Here is a 16,740-nt window from a genome sequence, read left to right as displayed (position 1 = left end):
AACTTTGGTAATCCTTTCGTAGAGATTTAATACTCACAACAGCACCGCAGGGCCGCTTCGACAATAGTCTTTAAATCCTGTCATCTATTCTAGAGATAGACGTGATCGTAATGCTGCCAACTTTGTCGTGTTCAATCACTCATCCAATAACTCTTTCAAGAACTAGCCTGGATAACAGTCGAGCACTGAGCACCTACCCGTATTACCACAAAAAAGAAAATGAGTTCTACGATCGCTGGCTACAACTTGCTCGAAGTTCTTTATGACGGGGCTACAACCTGCGTTTATCGAGCTAGAAGGGTATCTCACAGTGATCTGGGATCAACAGTCATTATCAAAACGCTGAAAGCTGAATATCCAACGGTGAATCAGCTGAATCAGTTGAAGCATGAATATCAAATTCTGCAAGACTTAGAAATCGAAGAAATTGTTAAGCCTTTAGCATTAGAAAACTACGGCAATGGGCTAGCTCTAATTCTGTCTGATTTTGACGGAGAATCATTAGCAAAAGCGATCGCCACTCGACCTTTTGAGTTGAACAACTTTTTACAAACTGCGATCCATTTAGCTGCAATCTTGGCGCAGTTGCATCAACAAAATATTGTTCACAAAGATATTAAGCCTTACAACATTCTGGTGAACTTAGCAACGGGTGAAGTCAGGCTAATTGATTTTGGGATTGCTACCCGTCTATCCAGAGAAAATTCAGCGATTAGCAGCATTAATGGTTTGGAAGGAACGCTTTCTTATATGTCTCCCGAACAAACTGGGAGAATGAACCGATCCATCGACTACCGCACCGACTTTTACTCTCTAGGCGTTACTTTTTACGAGATGCTGACTGGGCAGTTGCCGTTTCTAGGAACCGACGCGCTAGAAATCATTCACTGTCACATTGCCAAAACGCCCGTTCCACCTCATCTGGTCAATTCAGAAATCCCAGAGACACTGTCTAACATTGTCATGAAGTTGCTGGCTAAGACGGCAGAGGAGCGCTATCAAAGTGCATTGGGACTGAAAGCTGACTTGGAGCTGTGTTTGGAGATGCTGCAAACTGGCACAATTTCTCCTTTTCAGGTGGGAGAGTTCGATTTATTTAGCCAGTTTTCGATTCCGGAGAAGCTGTACGGGCGCGATCGCGAAGTTAGTTTATTGATGAGTACGTTCGCTCGCGTAGCGTGTCCGCAGGACAATCACGTCAATGCTGGCAAAACGGCAGCTTTGATGGTTACAGGCTACTCTGGCATTGGTAAATCGTCATTAGTCAATGAAGTTCGCAAGCCCATTGTGGGTGCGAGAGGATATTTCATCTCTGGCAAATTTGACCAATTCCAGCGCAATATTCCTTATTCTGCCATCATCACGGCCTTTCAGTCACTAGTGAAACAACTTCTGACTGGAAGTGAAACTCAACTGACGCAATGGAAAACTAAGCTTTTAGCTGCTTTGGGCTACAACGCTTCCGTCATAATTGATGTGGTTCCGGATGTGGAGCGGATTATTGGCAAGCAATCTCCTGCTCCAGAGTTAGCGCCTACGGAAGCCCAAAACCGATTTAATCTAGTTTTCCAAAACTTTATCCGGGTATTCTGTTCGCCGGACCATCCTTTGGTTCTATTTCTCGATGATTTGCAATGGGCTGATGCCGCCACGCTGAAGCTACTAGATGTAATCTTGACGGATGCAGAAATAGGCTATTTGTTTTTAATTGGAGCTTATCGAGATAACGAAGTGAGTCTGAGCCATCCCTTGACGATCGCTCTAGAGGCACTACGCTCTAAAGACGTTGTTATTCATGAAATTACTCTGGCTCCTTTAGCTCTCACGGATATTAGCCATCTGATTGCGGATACGCTGCATAGTGATATCACGTCTGTCCTACCCTTGGCTGAATTAGTGGTTCGCAAAACATCGGGCAATCCCTTCTTTGTGAATCAATTTCTCAAAACGCTATATCAGGAAAACCTGCTAACCTTCAATCCGCTCTCGAACCACGCGAAAGCTGGCTGGCAGTGGGATATGACCCAAATTGAGGCGCTTGATATTACCGATAACGTCGTTGAATTGATGATTCAGAAGCTGCGAAAACTCCCTGAATCAACTCAACAAGTGTTGCAGTTAGCCGCCTGTGTGGGCAACCAGTTTGACTTGCAGACGCTAGCAATTATCAACAAGCGATCGCCAGTTGCAACCTATCAAGATCTAGAGTCAGCGATCGCAGAAGGCTTAGTATTGCCTACCTCTGAGTTAACCCTTGCACCGGATCTCCTAGATCTCACGAATACGGATCTAGTCAGCCTAGAATGCAGGTTTCTCCATGATCGGGTGCAACAGGCGGCCTATGCCTTGATTGAGGATAGTTCTAAGCAAGCGACTCACTGGCAAATTGGTCGTTTACTTTGGCAAAACATATCACCAGAAACATTATCAGAAAAGATATTTGAAATTGTCGATCACCTTAATTTAGGCATTGAGCTAGTTGAAAATGAAGCGGAACAGATTGAGATTGCCAAACTTAATTTAACTGCTGGCCAAAAAGCTAAAGCAGCAACGGCCTATGCAGTGGCGATCGCGTATTTGCAATTTGGGCTGAAGTTGTTAGCCGAAGATAGCTGGAACCACCAATACGACCTCACATTATCTCTACATACCGAAGCGACAGAGGCCGCATTTTTGAGCGGTGACTTTGAAGAAATGCAGAGATTGGCTGCAATCGTGCAAAACTGCGCCAGAACGCTATTGGATAGCGTAAAAGTGTACGAAATCCAGATTCAAGCTGATATGGGGCAGCAACAGCTACTAGCAGCACTGAACACAGGATTGCGAGTCTTAAAGCAGCTGGGGATCGAGTTTCCTGACGCGCCCAATCCAGCGGATATTGGGCAGGCTCTAGGAGAAACTGCGGCAATTTTGAACAGAACGCCAACTGAGGCATTACTCAATCTCCCTGCAATGAGCGATCCTCATCAACTCGCTGCGATCAGGATTTTGTCCAGTATCTTTTCTGCTTGCTATTCTGGCATGCCCTCCTTGGTGCCTCTGACCGTATGCAAACAGGTTAATTTATCTGTGCAATACGGCAATGCTGCTGTATCTCCCTTTGCCTATGCTGTCTATAGTCTGCTGCTTTGTGGAGCGGTAGGAGAGATTGAGCGGGGCTATGAGTTCGGTCAATTAGCGTTACGTCTCGTGTCGAAGTTGAATGCCAAAGAAATCGCAGCCAAGACTTGCCATTTGGTCTATGCTGGCGTTCAACACTGGAAAGACCATGTCCGAACTACATTAGAACCATTTCTGTCAACCTTCTCTAGTGGGCTGGAAACTGGAGATTTAGAATATGCTGGCTACGCCGTTATGGTGTGGAGTCATTACTCGTTTCTTGCGGGTCAGCCACTCATACAGCTCGAACGAGAAATAGTCACCTACACAGATGCGCTCCATAGCATCAGCCAGGAAACGGCGCTGAACAATACAAAGATCTGTTGGCAAGCCGTCTTAAATCTGATAGGAAACAGCCAAAATTTATGCCAGTTAGAGGGGGAAGCTTACGACGAAGTCAAGATGCTGCCATTGCATCAGCAAACCAACAATCAACTGGCAATTCACTACTTATACTTGCACAAACTTGTGCTTTGTTATGGATTTGAAAATTACCGAGAAGCCCTAGAACATATCCCTCATATAGAAAGTTCTTTTGGGGCATCTACAGGCCAGCTCACGGTTGTGATCTTCTATTTTTATGATTCCTTAGTACGATTAACTATCTATTCTGAAGTTTCACATATTGAGCAACAAAATATTTTAGAACGCGTCCAAACCAATCAGGAAAAACTGCAAAACTGGGCGCATCATGCCCCCATGAATCATTTACACAAATACTATTTAGTAGAGGCAGAACGACATCGCATTTTAGGCGCGAAAACAGAAGCAATGGAAATGTATGACAAAGCTATTGCTGCGGCCAAAGACAATGAGTACATCAATGAAGAAGCTCTGGCTTATGAACTGGCCGCTAAGTTCTATTTAGCGTGGGGTAGACACGCGATCGCCCAACTCTACTTTCAAAAAGCGCACTACGCCTATCAAGTCTGGGGCGCTCAAGCTAAAGTGGAGCATTTAGAAGAAAAATATCCTCAGCTTTTTACTAAAGCTGCCGCTAAAAGTGGCACAAACACAACCAACCCTCAAAGGACAACCAATCATTCTGGAACGGATCACAACCTGGATTTAGCCACGGTCATGAAAGCCGCACAAGCACTTTCGGGAGAGATTGTTTTCAGTAGTTTACTGACGACATTGATGCAAATTTTGCTAGAAAATGCGGGTGCAGAAACCGGGATACTCATTTTAGAGAAAGATGCACAACTCTTTATTGAAGCGACTGGGCAGGTAAAGCAAAATGAGGTCATTGTTCAGCAATCGATCGCGGTAGAAACCAGCCAGCAGCTCCCGCTGTCCATCATTAATTATGTGCGGCAAACTCAGGAGAGTGTGGTTCTCAATGATGCAACTCGTGAAGGGATTTTTACCACCGATCGCTACATTCTCGATCACCAACCAAAATCTATTTTGGGTGTGCCCATCGTGCATCAAGGTAAGCTAATTGGCATTCTTTACCTAGAAAACAATTTAACCATAGGTGCTTTTACAGCAGAGCGAGTTAAGGTTTTACAGCTTTTATCCTCACAGGCCGCGATCGCCATTGAAAATGCTCGTCTTTATCAAGATTTAGCCCTTGCAAATGCCAACTTAAAGCGATCCCATGAACAGTTAGAGAATTACAGCAAAACGCTAGAAGCAAAAGTCGAAGAACGAACGGTCCAGCTACGCCAAGAGGCGCGCGATCGCCAGAAAGCAGAGCAAATTGCTCAGTCTGCCAACCAAGCCAAGAGTGAGTTTTTGGCCAACATGAGCCACGAACTGCGGACCCCGCTGAATGGCATTTTGGGATATACCCAGATTTTTCAAAAAGACCGAGAACTATCCCAACAGCAACAGAATCGCATTGCCATCATTCATCAATGCGGAGAGCACCTCCTCAACCTAATCAACGATGTTTTGGATCTATCTAAAATTGAAGCTCGCAAGATGGAACTGTATCCGAGAGAGTTTCATTTTGATGAATTTTTACACAGCATTGCTGAAATTTGCAGAATTAAAGCAGAGCAAAAAGGAATTACGTTAACTTATCAAACTCTGTCTCCGCTCCCTAAAGTGATTCGAGCCGATGACAAACGCCTGCGCCAAGTCTTGCTAAATCTGCTGGGCAATGCGGTTAAATTCACCGAGGCTGGGGCGATCGCTTTTAAGGTAGGTTATCACGAGCAGAAAACTCGCTTTCAAATTGTAGACTCTGGCATTGGCATTGCCTCAGATGAGCTGGAAGAGATTTTCCAGCCGTTTCAACAAGTTGGTGAAAATAGCCGCAAAACAGAAGGAACTGGATTAGGACTGGCGATCAGCGGTCAACTGGTAGAGATGATGGGCGGCAGGCTTCAGGTCCAGAGTACGTTGGGAGTAGGCAGCACCTTCTGGTTTGATCTAGAGCTACCAGAAACTCAGGCACCAATAGAGGCTGCGACTACCTCAAAGGGGGCGATCGCTGGGATCAAAGGCGACAAGCGGAAAATTTTAGTGGTAGACGACAAACCCACAAACCGCGCCATCCTCGTCAATCTCTTGGAGCCGCTCGGATTTGAGATGTTAGAGGCTGTGGACGGTGAAGATGGGCTGAACCTGGCGCAATCGTTTCAGCCCGATGCTATCCTGATCGACTTGGTGATGCCAAATTTGGATGGTTTTGAGGCCACCCGACGCCTTAGGTTAATGCCAGTTCTGCAAGACACGATCGTGATTGCAGTTTCGGCTAGCGTTTTTGAATTCGATCAGCAACAGAGCCTCAAGGTTGGCTGCAACGATTTTCTACCGAAACCTATTCGAGAAGACGCGTTACTCCAGAAATTACAAGAACACTTGAAACTAGAATGGATTTACGAAAATGCCAACGAAACTGGGGCACCCTGGAAACAGGATCAGCCAGAAAATAACTTCATAATGTCTTCCTTAGCTGCGGCTGACTTCCCCACTCTGCCCGCCGAAGAACTGGCTATTTTTCTGGATTTAGTTATGCGAGGAGATTTACGAACCATTGCCCGGCGAGCCACCCAATTAGAAGAGTTAGACCCACAGTTGAGGCCGTTTACCACCCACTTGAAACAGTTAGCTAAAGAATTTAAGGGGCGACAAATTTTGGAATTTTTAAACCAATTTTAATAAGAGGTATTCATGAATACAGGCATAACTGAAGAAGATGTGATTTTAATTGTGGACGATATGCCCACAAATTTAGATGTGCTGCTCGACTTACTAGAGGCGGCAGGTTTCAAAGTGGTGATTGCAGAAGACGGAGAAAGAGCGATCGCCCTGGCTGAATATGCACCTCCTGATCTGATTTTGCTCGACGTTCTCATGCCTGGAATCGATGGATTTGAAACCTGCCGTCGGTTAAAGGCAAACCCCGCTACCCAAGAGATCCCAGTTATTTTTCTCACGGCGGTTAGCGACAACGTAGATAAAGTTAAAGGCTTAAATCTGGGCGCAGTTGATTACATCACGAAACCGCTACATCATGAAGAAGTTTTGGCCCGAGTCAATACTCATGTGCGGCTGCAAAACCTCACCAAGCGCTTAACAGCACAAAATGAGCGACTAGAGAAGGAGATTCAACAACGCCAACACCTGGAGGTAGAACATGAGCAAGCATTTAGAGCCTTACAGCGCAGTGAAGCTCGATTTAGATATCTGATCGAATCCAATGTGATTGGCGTGATTTTTAGCAAGCTAGACGGCAGTATTACAGACGCAAATGCTGCCTTTTTGCAAATGGTAGGGTACGATCGCGCTGACTTAGAAGCGGGTAATATCAATTGGCAAGTGCTCACCCCTCCAGAATATAACCATTTCAGCCAAGTCGCAGTGGCAGAACTCGCCAGTTTGGGAGCGTTTAATGCCTTTGAGAAGGAGTACTTCCATAAAGATGGCTACCGGATTCCAGTGATGGTCGGTGGCGCTTTGCTGGATGAATCGCAAGAGGCGATCGTGACGTTTGTATTAGACCTGACACAACATAAGCAAGCAGCAGATAAAATCCGAGAACAGGCGGCTCTGCTCAACATCACCACTGATGCCATTCTCGTCCGAGATTTAGATAACAAAATTCAGTATTGGAACAAGGGCGCAGAGCAGGTCTACGGCTGGAGTTCGGAAGAGGCGATCGCCCAAGACGCAAATCAGCTATTGTATCCCCCAAACTCGCTCGATCAGCTTGAAAGTGCTCAAAGCAGTTTAAGAGTATTTGGCACTTGGCAAGGTGAATTATATCAAGTCGATCGCCAAGGTCAAGAAATCATTGTGGCGAGCCGCTGGACCTTAATGCATGATGCCCAAGGAGAACCGCAATCGATCTTGACCGTCAATACCAACATCACGGAAAAGAAACAGCTCGAAAGTCAATTTCTGCGAACCCAACGGCTGGAAAGTTTGGGAACCCTGGCGGGTGGCATTGCTCATGATCTCAACAACATTCTGACTCCCGTTCTCAGCACAGCCCAATTGTTACAGTTCAAGTTTCCCCATGCCGATCAGCAGAGTCAGCATTTGTTTGAAATTATTGAAACGAATACCAGACGGGGAGCGGCTCTGGTGAAGCAAGTGCTGCAATTTGCTCGCGGGGTCGAGGGTAAACAGGCGATCGTGCAAGTGAAACACCTGATCCACGAAGTGAAGCAGATTGCTGAAAAGACGTTTCCTAAATCCATTGAGCTGCTCATCGACGTAGAACCAGGGCTTGGGCTGGTGTCTGGTGATGCCACGCACCTGCATCAAGTGCTCATGAACCTGGTCGTCAATGCTCGTGATGCCATGCCTCACGGCGGTACACTCACTATTTCTGCCAAAAACCTGTTTGTAGACGAACCCTATGCCCGCCTGCATCTGGATGCCTCGGTGGGTTCCCACATTGGACTGATTGTGAGAGACACCGGAACTGGCATGCCACCGGACATTGTAGATAGAATTTTTGAACCTTTTTTTACTACTAAAGAGCTGGGCAAAGGCACAGGATTAGGGCTTTCTACGGTGAGGGGCATTGTTAAAAGTCATAGAGGATTCATAGATGTATCCAGCAAAGTGGGTCAAGGAACTGAGTTCAAAGTATTCTTGCCAGCAGTAGAAGCATCTGTTCCCATTCAAGTAGAACCTGCTAATCCAGCCAATGGCAATGCCGAATGGATTCTGGTGGTCGATGATGAAACAAAGATTTTAGAAACAACCAAAATGGCGCTAGAAGCTTATAACTATCATGTGCTAACAGCCCACGATGCCATTGAAGCGATTTCACTCTGCGCTCGCCACAAAGACCAGATTGCTGTCGCGCTAGTCGATATGATGATGCCATCAATGGATGGCCCCACCACCATTCAAACGCTGCAAAAAATTAATCCGCAGATTAAAGCGATCGCCGTTAGTGGTTTTGTCTCTAACGACAAATTGCAGGAGGCGAACGGCATCCAGAACTTTCTTGCCAAGCCCTACACCATTCAAGAGCTGCTACAAATGCTACAGGCTGTCCTCAGACAGCCCACCGAGAAACAAATAATGCAATATAATTTTATCGACTAACATTAATTCTTTAAACAGAAATTTTGAAGGGGTCAATTGCCTGCTAGAGGTTGAAATCCCCAAAACAACAAAATTGGACATTAATTCTTTAAAAGACAAATGGAGAATAGGGGATTCGAACCCCTGACCTCTGCGGTGCGATCGCAGCACTCTACCAACTGAGCTAATTCCCCAATAGCGCTCGGCTATTATAACAAGAAACTTAAACAAGCTCTAGAGAGATTGCTGATGAAATCGGGGTTAGAGAGATGCGGCTTGACTCAAGTTTGGTTGAGCATACAATTCTTGCACTCGGTCCAGCTCTAAGTCAGATAGGTAGTCTACAGCCCAGTTGGCTTGCCGCTGCATCATATGAAACGGATAAGTATTAGCGACTCCTACGACGGACATTCCCGCTCGCTTCGCTGCCTGAATTCCTGCGGGAGTATCCTCGATCGCGAGACATTCAGAGGGTTGCAGATCCAGCTCCGGATATTGTTGATTGAGCCGTTCCACGGCTAAAAGATAACCGTCAGGTTCAGGTTTGCTTGCCGTAATCTCATCACCCGCCACGATCGCGCTGAAGTATGGAGCCAGTTGGCTCTTCTGCAAAACCAACTCGATTTCAGCCTGTAAGGCTCCACTGACAACCGCAAGTTTGAGTTGCGCTGCTCGCAGGTTAAACATCAAGTCGGCTAAGCCTGGATAAAGCGGCAGTTTTTCTAGGGTTTCTAGGTGGCGTTGGTAGGCACGAGCTTTGCGAACCATTAAGTCCATTAGATAGGGTTCTGTGACGACTCGGCCCCGACTGTTTAACAGCTCACTTAAACAAGCGCGATCGCTGCGTCCTAAGCAGACACGACTAAACTCTCCAGGACCGAGCCGTAGGTTTTCCTCAATCAGCAGTTGTTCAATCAGCTGCTCATGAACCGCCTCATCGTTGATGATGACACCATTAAAATCAAACAGAACCGCCTTTAAAACCATACTTAGCTTACTCAAATGCGGGAGCTGGAAACCCTGTGTCAGGGACAGCAGAGTCATCAATCCTAACAGAGTTGGGATGGGGGCTAGCAGATTCAGGATCGTGCCCCGGAAGTGGCTTAATTCCCCAAGTGATTTGGTGTATCCACCACAGCTCTTGAGTTTGTACCGCGCCAAACCCCGCTGCCCCCATCCAGGCATCCACACTTCCAGTGGCATAAGCTTGCATGTAGGGTTCTTCAAAGATTTGGGTCAACCATTCAGTTTGCCGCAGGGTGTTTTGGCTGCCATCCAGAATCAAAACTTCTCCGCCAGGTTTTAGAAGCCGAGCCGCTTCCTGCAAAATGGCTCGTGAAACAGTCGGAGGAGTTTCATGAAACAGCAGAGAAGCGGTGACTAAATCAAAAGAGCCATCTAGCAAGCCTGTTTGCTCAGCGTTGGCATGAATAAACTTGATATTTAGCCCAGCCTGCTGCGCTTTATAGTCGGCCATGACTAGCATGTAGGGCGAAAAATCCAAGCCAATGACTTCAGCTTCTGGAAATGCTTGTTTGAGCAATAAAGTCGTTGAGCCTGTCCCACAACCTAAATCTAAGATGCGTCTGGGTTTGCCTTGCACAGTGGCGATCGCCGCTTGCCGAATTAAGGTTTCGTTGGGCAGCAAGACATACTGAGTGATCGGGTCATAAGAGACCGCCGCTCGGGGATTTAAATAGCCTTTTTCAACCCCATGAAAATTTTGAGTGCTGTAGTAAGCAGGATAAACCAGGGTGGGGTTGCGGAAGCGATCGCTTTCTGTTTCCCAATCGATGCTGCGATAAAACTGCTCTAAGCCGTCACGATCAATAAACAACTGTAGAACAGGCGACAAAAATCGCTCAAAAATTGTATCCTTCCGAACTGCCATAGGAAGCTACCTAATAGGGGTTCTTGCCAGCCGCCACAACCAAAAGGTAGGACCGCCTTAGTAACATTCTACTTTTATGAAGTTTAATGAATTAACTCGCGTCATGCCACCGCTCACATCTCAACTTCCTACCAAGTGAGCAATAAACCTAACTCAGCCATAGCCCAGAACTGCTAAGGATGCCTCTAGCGAGCGATCCTGAAAAAAGCCTATTTTTGCTACGGTCTTGACGGTGCAGTTAGAGTGCGCCCCTAAACAGCAGTACTAGACAGCAATTGGGCACTCTCTAACAAATGTGCAAGCTCCTAAAATTCCCAAGAACTAGCCATGCCTGCCCTTTTACCTGCCAACGAAGCAGAAAGGTTTGAAAGTCTGCTTCAGTACGCCATCCTGGATACTGAGGCTGAGGAATCCTTTGATGAACTCTGTCGCTTGGCTGCCTACATTTGTCAAACTCCTATCGCCTTAATCAGCCTGTCTGACAGTAACCGTCAATGGTTCAAAGCGAAGGTTGGCTTAGATGCTACAGAAGTCCCACGAGACGTTGCCTTTTGTAGCCATGCCGTTTTGCAATACGACATGTTTGTGGTGCCTGATACCCTCGCTGACGAACGGTTCGCCACCAATCCGTTGGTAGTCGCTGATCCTCATATCCGATTTTATGCTGGTTCTCCTTTGCTCACTGCTAAGGGGCATGCCTTAGGCACTCTCTGCACCCTCGATCGCGTACCTAGGCAACTCAGCCCAGAGCAGTTGACAGCACTGCAATCGTTGGGCAATCAAGTCATGAGGCAACTGGAATTACGGCGCAATTTGGGGGCTTTAGCTCGAATTACACGCAAACGGCAAGAGGCAGAAGCGGCTCTATGGCAAAGTCGAGAGCAACTCCGAAATTTGGTTGAGCAAATCAATGATTGGGTTTGGGAAGCGGATATTAAGGCTGTTTTTTCTTACGTTAGTCCCAAAGTTTCCGCCATTTTAGGTTACGAACCCAATGAGGTGATTGGCAAAACCCTGGACCAGTTTATGCTTGAGGACGAAGCCAAGCGCTACACAACTTTAATCAGTTATTTCACAGCTCAACAAACGCCCTTTACTCAGCTAGAAACCACTCTAGTCCACAAAAATGGTCGGCTTGTGGTTTGCGAGAGTAGTGCTTCCCCGATCTTTGGTCAGCAAAACCAATTGGAAGGTTACCGGGGTGTGACTCGCGACATTACCGAACGCAAGCAAGCAGAACAACAAATTCGTAAAGCCCTGACGAAAGAAAAAGAACTAAGTGAACTTAAATCCCGTTTTATTAACACAGCCTCGCACGAATTTCGGACCCCACTCACTACTATCTTGGCCTCTGCTGAAGGCTTAGAGCACTACAGCCATAAATGGTCTGATGAAAAAAAGCTGACTTATCTCCACCGCATTCAATCAACGGTGCACCATCTCAATGGGCTCTTAAATGATGTTTTACTGATTGGCAAATCTACTGCAGGCAAGCTGGAGTATCAGCCAACGCCTCTAGATTTAGAAAAATTTTGCTATGAATTGGTGGAGGAAGTTCAGCTCAGTAGTCCTAATCACTCGATCAACTTTGTCAGTGATGGTTTGTGTCATTCAGCCTGTATGGATGAGAAGTTAGTGCGGCATATCTTGATTAACTTGCTATCAAATGCAGTTAAATATTCTCCCACAGGAGGTCAAGTCAATTTTCAGCTTTCTTGTCAAGATAGAATGGCTGCTTTCCAAGTTCAAGACTCAGGAATAGGAATTCCTCAGCAAGACCAAAAATGTTTGTTTGAATCTTTTCACCGAGCCACAAATGTAGGCAATATTCCAGGAACTGGCTTAGGGCTATCCATCGTCAAGCAAGCTGTAGAAACGCACAGGGGCACTGTTTCGGTTAATAGTACGGTTGGGCTAGGTACCACATTTACCGTGCTGCTACCACTTAATAAAGAGTAATAGAAAGGATAATAAACCATGAAAAAGATTTTAGTAATTGAAGATGAGCGAGATGTGCGAGATGTCATTCTGGACATCTTGGATGCAGAAGAATTTGATGCACTTGGAGCAGAAAATGGTTTAGTTGGAGTGCAGTTGGCCCAAGAAAAAGCACCGGATCTAATCATTTGTGATGTGATGATGCCTGAACTGGATGGATTGGGTGTTTTGGCGGCATTGCGAAAGCACCCTGAAACAGCAGCGATCCCATTTGTGTTTTTGACGGCTAAAGCTAGTAAAGATGATTTTCGCCAAGGGATGGAACTGGGGGCCGATGATTATCTGACCAAGCCGTTCACGCGATCGCAATTGCTCAAGACGATCTCTACTCGCCTGGAAAAGCAAGCAGTGGTAGATGAGAGAGTGCAGCAAAAACTTGATGACGTACGCAGCACGATTACTCTGGCTCTACCTCATGAATTAATTACTCCTTTGAATGCGATCGCAGGCTTGTCGAGTGTGCTAATGAACGAGTGCAGCTTGATGGAGCAAGCTGAAATTGTGGAGGTAGCAGAAGACATTCACAACTCCACGCAAACTCTGCATCGGTTGGTGCAAAACTTTCTTTTATATGCTCAGTTGGAGCTATTAGTTAAAAGTCCAGAACGAATCAAGGCTCTCCGTAAAGGCATCACTCATTCTGTCAGTATGCTAGTTAGCGATTGGGTGACGCAAAAGGCCCAAGAGATGAATCGAGCCACTGATTTACAGTTAGAGCTGAAGGACGCAGTGGTTCAAGTTCCACAAGCCAAACTGAAAAAAATAGTGGATGAACTGGTTGATAATGCCTGTAAGTTCTCGCCCTCAGGGACTCCCATACGAATTCTTAGTAGATGCAATGAGCATACATTTATTCTCTATGTAATTGATCAGGGTCGAGGGATGACTCCAGAACAAATTGAGAATGTTGGCGCTTACGTACAATTTGAGCGCAAACTGTATGAGCAACAAGGTTCAGGACTAGGGCTAGCCATTGCCAAACGCCTAGCAGAATTGCAGGGTGGAGAACTGGGGATCGAGAGTATTCCCGGCAAGCAAACGACTGTGCGAGTCGTTCTACCTTTGGCACAAGACTAGGGTCAGTGTTGAGGCAACTTTTCGATAGATAATAGCCAAAGTCTGGGTCCTTCCTTAGCTAGACGATATTTAATCCCCTACTTGACTACAGTAAAAGAACTAAAACTAGTAACCTTTTTTACTGAAATATTAAGCGTTTTATGATTACCCAAGATATTATTCTGCTATTGCAAACCACGGCCACCCACTTACTTCATCAGCGCTCCGAAATAAGCTGCTCGAACCTCCCCTGCCATTGTGATCACCCGGGGCAAAAACTTCGGTGTGAGGAATGCCCTTATCTAGAAGCCTGCTTATCGCGCTCTAAACTTAGAGGCAGAACCTAGTCGTCTGCACTACATCAAGCTATGCACCGAGACTGTCCTTGGGGTAGATGCCATCGGGCAGCTTACTCAGCTACTTTCTTCAATAACTTCAAAAACTGTTGACCTTGTTTGAAGGCGAAGAGGAGCAGAGTGAATGTAGCAAAAGCCAAATTGACTTCGGGAAGTTTGGTTGCAAGAACTGGCATTGAATTGGCATTGAAATCGACTTCAAAATTGAGTTATTAAGTTGAAAGACGGGCTTCAATTTGTTTTAGCAAACACAACAGTCTTGCTTAGTTGTATCTAAAATCATTAGATGCAATTTAGCTATTTTTGCCTCCACTAATTTTTACCCCCACTAAAATTTTCAGTTTATGTATCTAGCGCTTTGGCCGGGAAAAGTTTATCCCCTCGGTTCTTATTGGGATGGAAAAGGTACCAACTTTGCCTTGTTCTCAGAAAACGCCACAGGAGTGGAGTTGTGCTTATTCGATCGCGATGACAAGGAAACTCGAATACACCTGACCGAAGTAAGCAACTTCGTTTGGCACGGGTATATCCCTGGCATTGGTCCTGGTCAGCGTTATGGCTTCCGAGTTCACGGTCCTTATTCTCCTCATGAAGGACACCGCTTCAACCCCAACAAGCTGTTGCTCGATCCTTATGCTAAGGCGATCGATGGTGACATCGGTAACGGACCCGAATTATTTGGCTACTCTTGGGAGTCTCCAGAAGCTGACCTCTCCTTCTCTGAGTTAGACAGCGCCCATTTAATCCCCAAATCAGTCGTTGTTGATGAATCTTTTGACTGGGAAGGCGATCGCCTGCTCCGGACTCCCTGGCATGAAACCATTATTTATGAAACACATGTCAAGGGTTTTACGAAACTGCATCCCGATATCCCAGAAGAGTTGCGTGGTACCTATGCTGGCATGGCTCACCCAGCCGCGATCGAGCATTTGCAGCGATTGGGCATTAGTGCAGTTGAGTTGATGCCTGTGCACCATTTTCTGTCGTATCCCGGTCACTTAGCAGATAAGGGTCTCAAGAACTACTGGGGCTACGACTCAGTCAACTACTTCGCTCCCCACTCTGGCTACAGCGCTGGTGGCAGTACAGGCCAGCAGCTAAATGAGTTTAAGGAGATGGTGAAAGCGCTGCACCGCGCTGGGATTGAGGTAATCTTGGATGTGGTTTACAACCACACCGGAGAAGGAAATCATCTTGGTCCAACCCTATCCTTGCGTGGCATTGATAACAGCGTCTACTACCGCTTAGTAGATGATGATAAGCGCTACTACATGGACTTCACAGGTTGTGGTAACTCCCTGCATGTAGGTCAACCCCAAGTGCTGAAGCTGATCATGGATAGCTTGCGCTACTGGGTGTTGGAGATGCATGTGGACGGTTTCCGCTTTGATCTAGCATCTGCTTTGGCGAGAGAACTGTATGAGGTGAATAGCCTAGCTGCCTTCTTTGACATTATTCACCAAGATCCAGTCTTAGCTGATGTGAAGCTGATTGCGGAACCGTGGGATATTGGTGATGGTGGCTATCAAGTGGGCAATTTCCCTGTCCTTTGGTCTGAGTGGAATGGAAAATATCGTGACACGGTGCGGGATTTCTGGCGCGGAGAGAACAGTATTTTAGGAGAGTTTGCCTACCGCTTTACTGGTAGCCCTGATCTCTATTTCCAGTTCAATGGCCGCCGCCCCAACGCCAGCATCAACTTTATTACCGCCCATGATGGTTTCCCCCTCAATGACTTAGTGAGCTACAACGAAAAGCATAACGAAGCCAACGGTGAGAATAGCCAAGATGGTGAGAGCCATAATCGTTCTTGGAACTGTGGCGCGGAGGGAGAAACAGATGATCCTGAAGTATTGCAGTTGCGGGAACAGCAACGGCGGAATTTCTTATTGACGTTGATGCTCTCCCAAGGCATCCCAATGATGTTGGCAGGAGATGAGCTAGGCCGAACCCAGCAGGGCAATAACAATGCCTATTGCCAAGACAGTGAAATTTCTTGGACCAACTGGGAGTTGCAAGAAAAGAACGAAAATCTTTTGGACTTTGCTCGCGAGTTAATCTATTTCCGACGACAGCATCCAGTCTTCCGGCGACGCAAGTGGTTCCAAGGACAGGCTATTCATGGGACTGGCGTGAGTGATATCGTCTGGTTCAACCCGGATGGTACTGAGACAAGTGATGAGCAATGGGAGATTGGTTACGCTAAGGCGATCGGAGTATTCTTAGATGGTCGCCAGATCCCCAGTCCAGGCCCGCAAGGACAACGAATCAGTGATGACAGTTTCATCCTGTTCTTTAATGCTCACTACGAAATGATTGAGTTTGCCTTGCCTGAGGCCTTTAGGCAAAAACAGTGGCAGTTGACAATTGACACCAAGGAACCACGCTTCATTCAAGAGGAAATTATCTTTAATGGAGAGCAGATGATACCTGTCAATGCGCGCTCCAGTGTCGTTCTCCGCCTGTTGGGATAACCCTTAGTCGTTGAACTAGAAGGCAACATCCAAAATAACCCAAAAAGCGATCGCCTAGGTCTATTACTAGCGATCGCTTTTTTGTGGTTTGATCAAGAATTGTGATCGCCTATGTGTTTTTGAAGACTATTCGATTTCATGAATGACTAGTCCTTTTGAGTGTTCCTACATATGCCTATAGCGGAAGTTAGCGTTGCTTCCCTACTACGCTTCATGGTGTTAGCGCAAGCAGGACAGGCAGGTAAAGAGGCAGACATAAATCAATTGATTTAACTTCATCTCCCCCATCCTTACATCTTTATGACTA

Annotated in this window: 7 protein-coding genes and 1 tRNA gene; 5 read left to right on the top strand and 3 right to left on the bottom strand. The window is 46.3% G+C overall.

The features are described from left to right. Nucleotides 1-219: 219 nt before the first annotated feature. Nucleotides 220-6,273 carry a hybrid sensor histidine kinase/response regulator gene (locus H6F68_RS15230; RefSeq protein WP_190560230.1) on the top strand — a complete coding sequence of 2,018 codons (6,054 nt, stop codon included), beginning with the start codon at nt 220-222 and terminating at the stop codon, nt 6,271-6,273. A 12-nt stretch (nt 6,274-6,285) separates the two neighbouring features. After that, nucleotides 6,286-8,679 carry a response regulator gene (locus H6F68_RS15225; RefSeq protein WP_190560228.1) on the top strand — a complete coding sequence of 798 codons (2,394 nt, stop codon included), beginning with the start codon at nt 6,286-6,288 and terminating at the stop codon, nt 8,677-8,679. 100 nt (nt 8,680-8,779) lie between these two features. Here the strand turns inward: H6F68_RS15225 and H6F68_RS15220 are convergent. From H6F68_RS15220 to H6F68_RS15210, 3 genes are all read right to left on the bottom strand, one after another. Continuing rightward, nucleotides 8,780-8,852 (bottom strand) — tRNA-Ala (locus H6F68_RS15220). A gap of 67 nt (nt 8,853-8,919) precedes the next feature. Next, nucleotides 8,920-9,645, bottom strand: a complete 726-nt coding sequence (locus H6F68_RS15215) for an HAD family phosphatase (protein WP_190560226.1) — start codon at nt 9,643-9,645, stop codon at nt 8,920-8,922. A 7-nt stretch (nt 9,646-9,652) separates the two neighbouring features. Beyond that, on the bottom strand, nt 9,653-10,549 hold the full coding sequence (locus tag H6F68_RS15210) for a class I SAM-dependent methyltransferase (RefSeq protein ID WP_190560224.1): 897 nt from the start codon (nt 10,547-10,549) through the stop codon (nt 9,653-9,655). 327 nt (nt 10,550-10,876) lie between these two features. Here H6F68_RS15210 and H6F68_RS15205 point away from each other — a divergent pair, with 327 nt between their 5' ends. From H6F68_RS15205 to glgX, 3 genes are all read left to right on the top strand, one after another. Further along, nucleotides 10,877-12,508 carry an ATP-binding protein gene (locus H6F68_RS15205; RefSeq protein ID WP_190560222.1) on the top strand — a complete coding sequence of 544 codons (1,632 nt, stop codon included), beginning with the start codon at nt 10,877-10,879 and terminating at the stop codon, nt 12,506-12,508. 18 nt (nt 12,509-12,526) lie between these two features. Beyond that, nucleotides 12,527-13,624 (top strand): response regulator, encoded by a 1,098-nt coding sequence (locus tag H6F68_RS15200; RefSeq protein ID WP_190560220.1) that lies wholly within the window; start codon nt 12,527-12,529, stop codon nt 13,622-13,624. Between the two features lie 679 nt (nt 13,625-14,303). Continuing rightward, nucleotides 14,304-16,433: a glycogen debranching protein GlgX gene (gene glgX / locus H6F68_RS15195; RefSeq protein ID WP_190440035.1), complete on the top strand. Its 2,130-nt coding sequence runs from the start codon at nt 14,304-14,306 to the stop codon at nt 16,431-16,433. The last annotated feature ends 307 nt before the right edge of the window (nt 16,434-16,740 follow it).

This window comes from Trichocoleus sp. FACHB-262, assembly GCF_014696035.1.
In the GTDB taxonomy this organism is placed as follows: Bacteria; Cyanobacteriota; Cyanobacteriia; order FACHB-46; family FACHB-46; genus Trichocoleus.
This window is presented reverse-complemented; position numbering and strand designations above follow the sequence as displayed.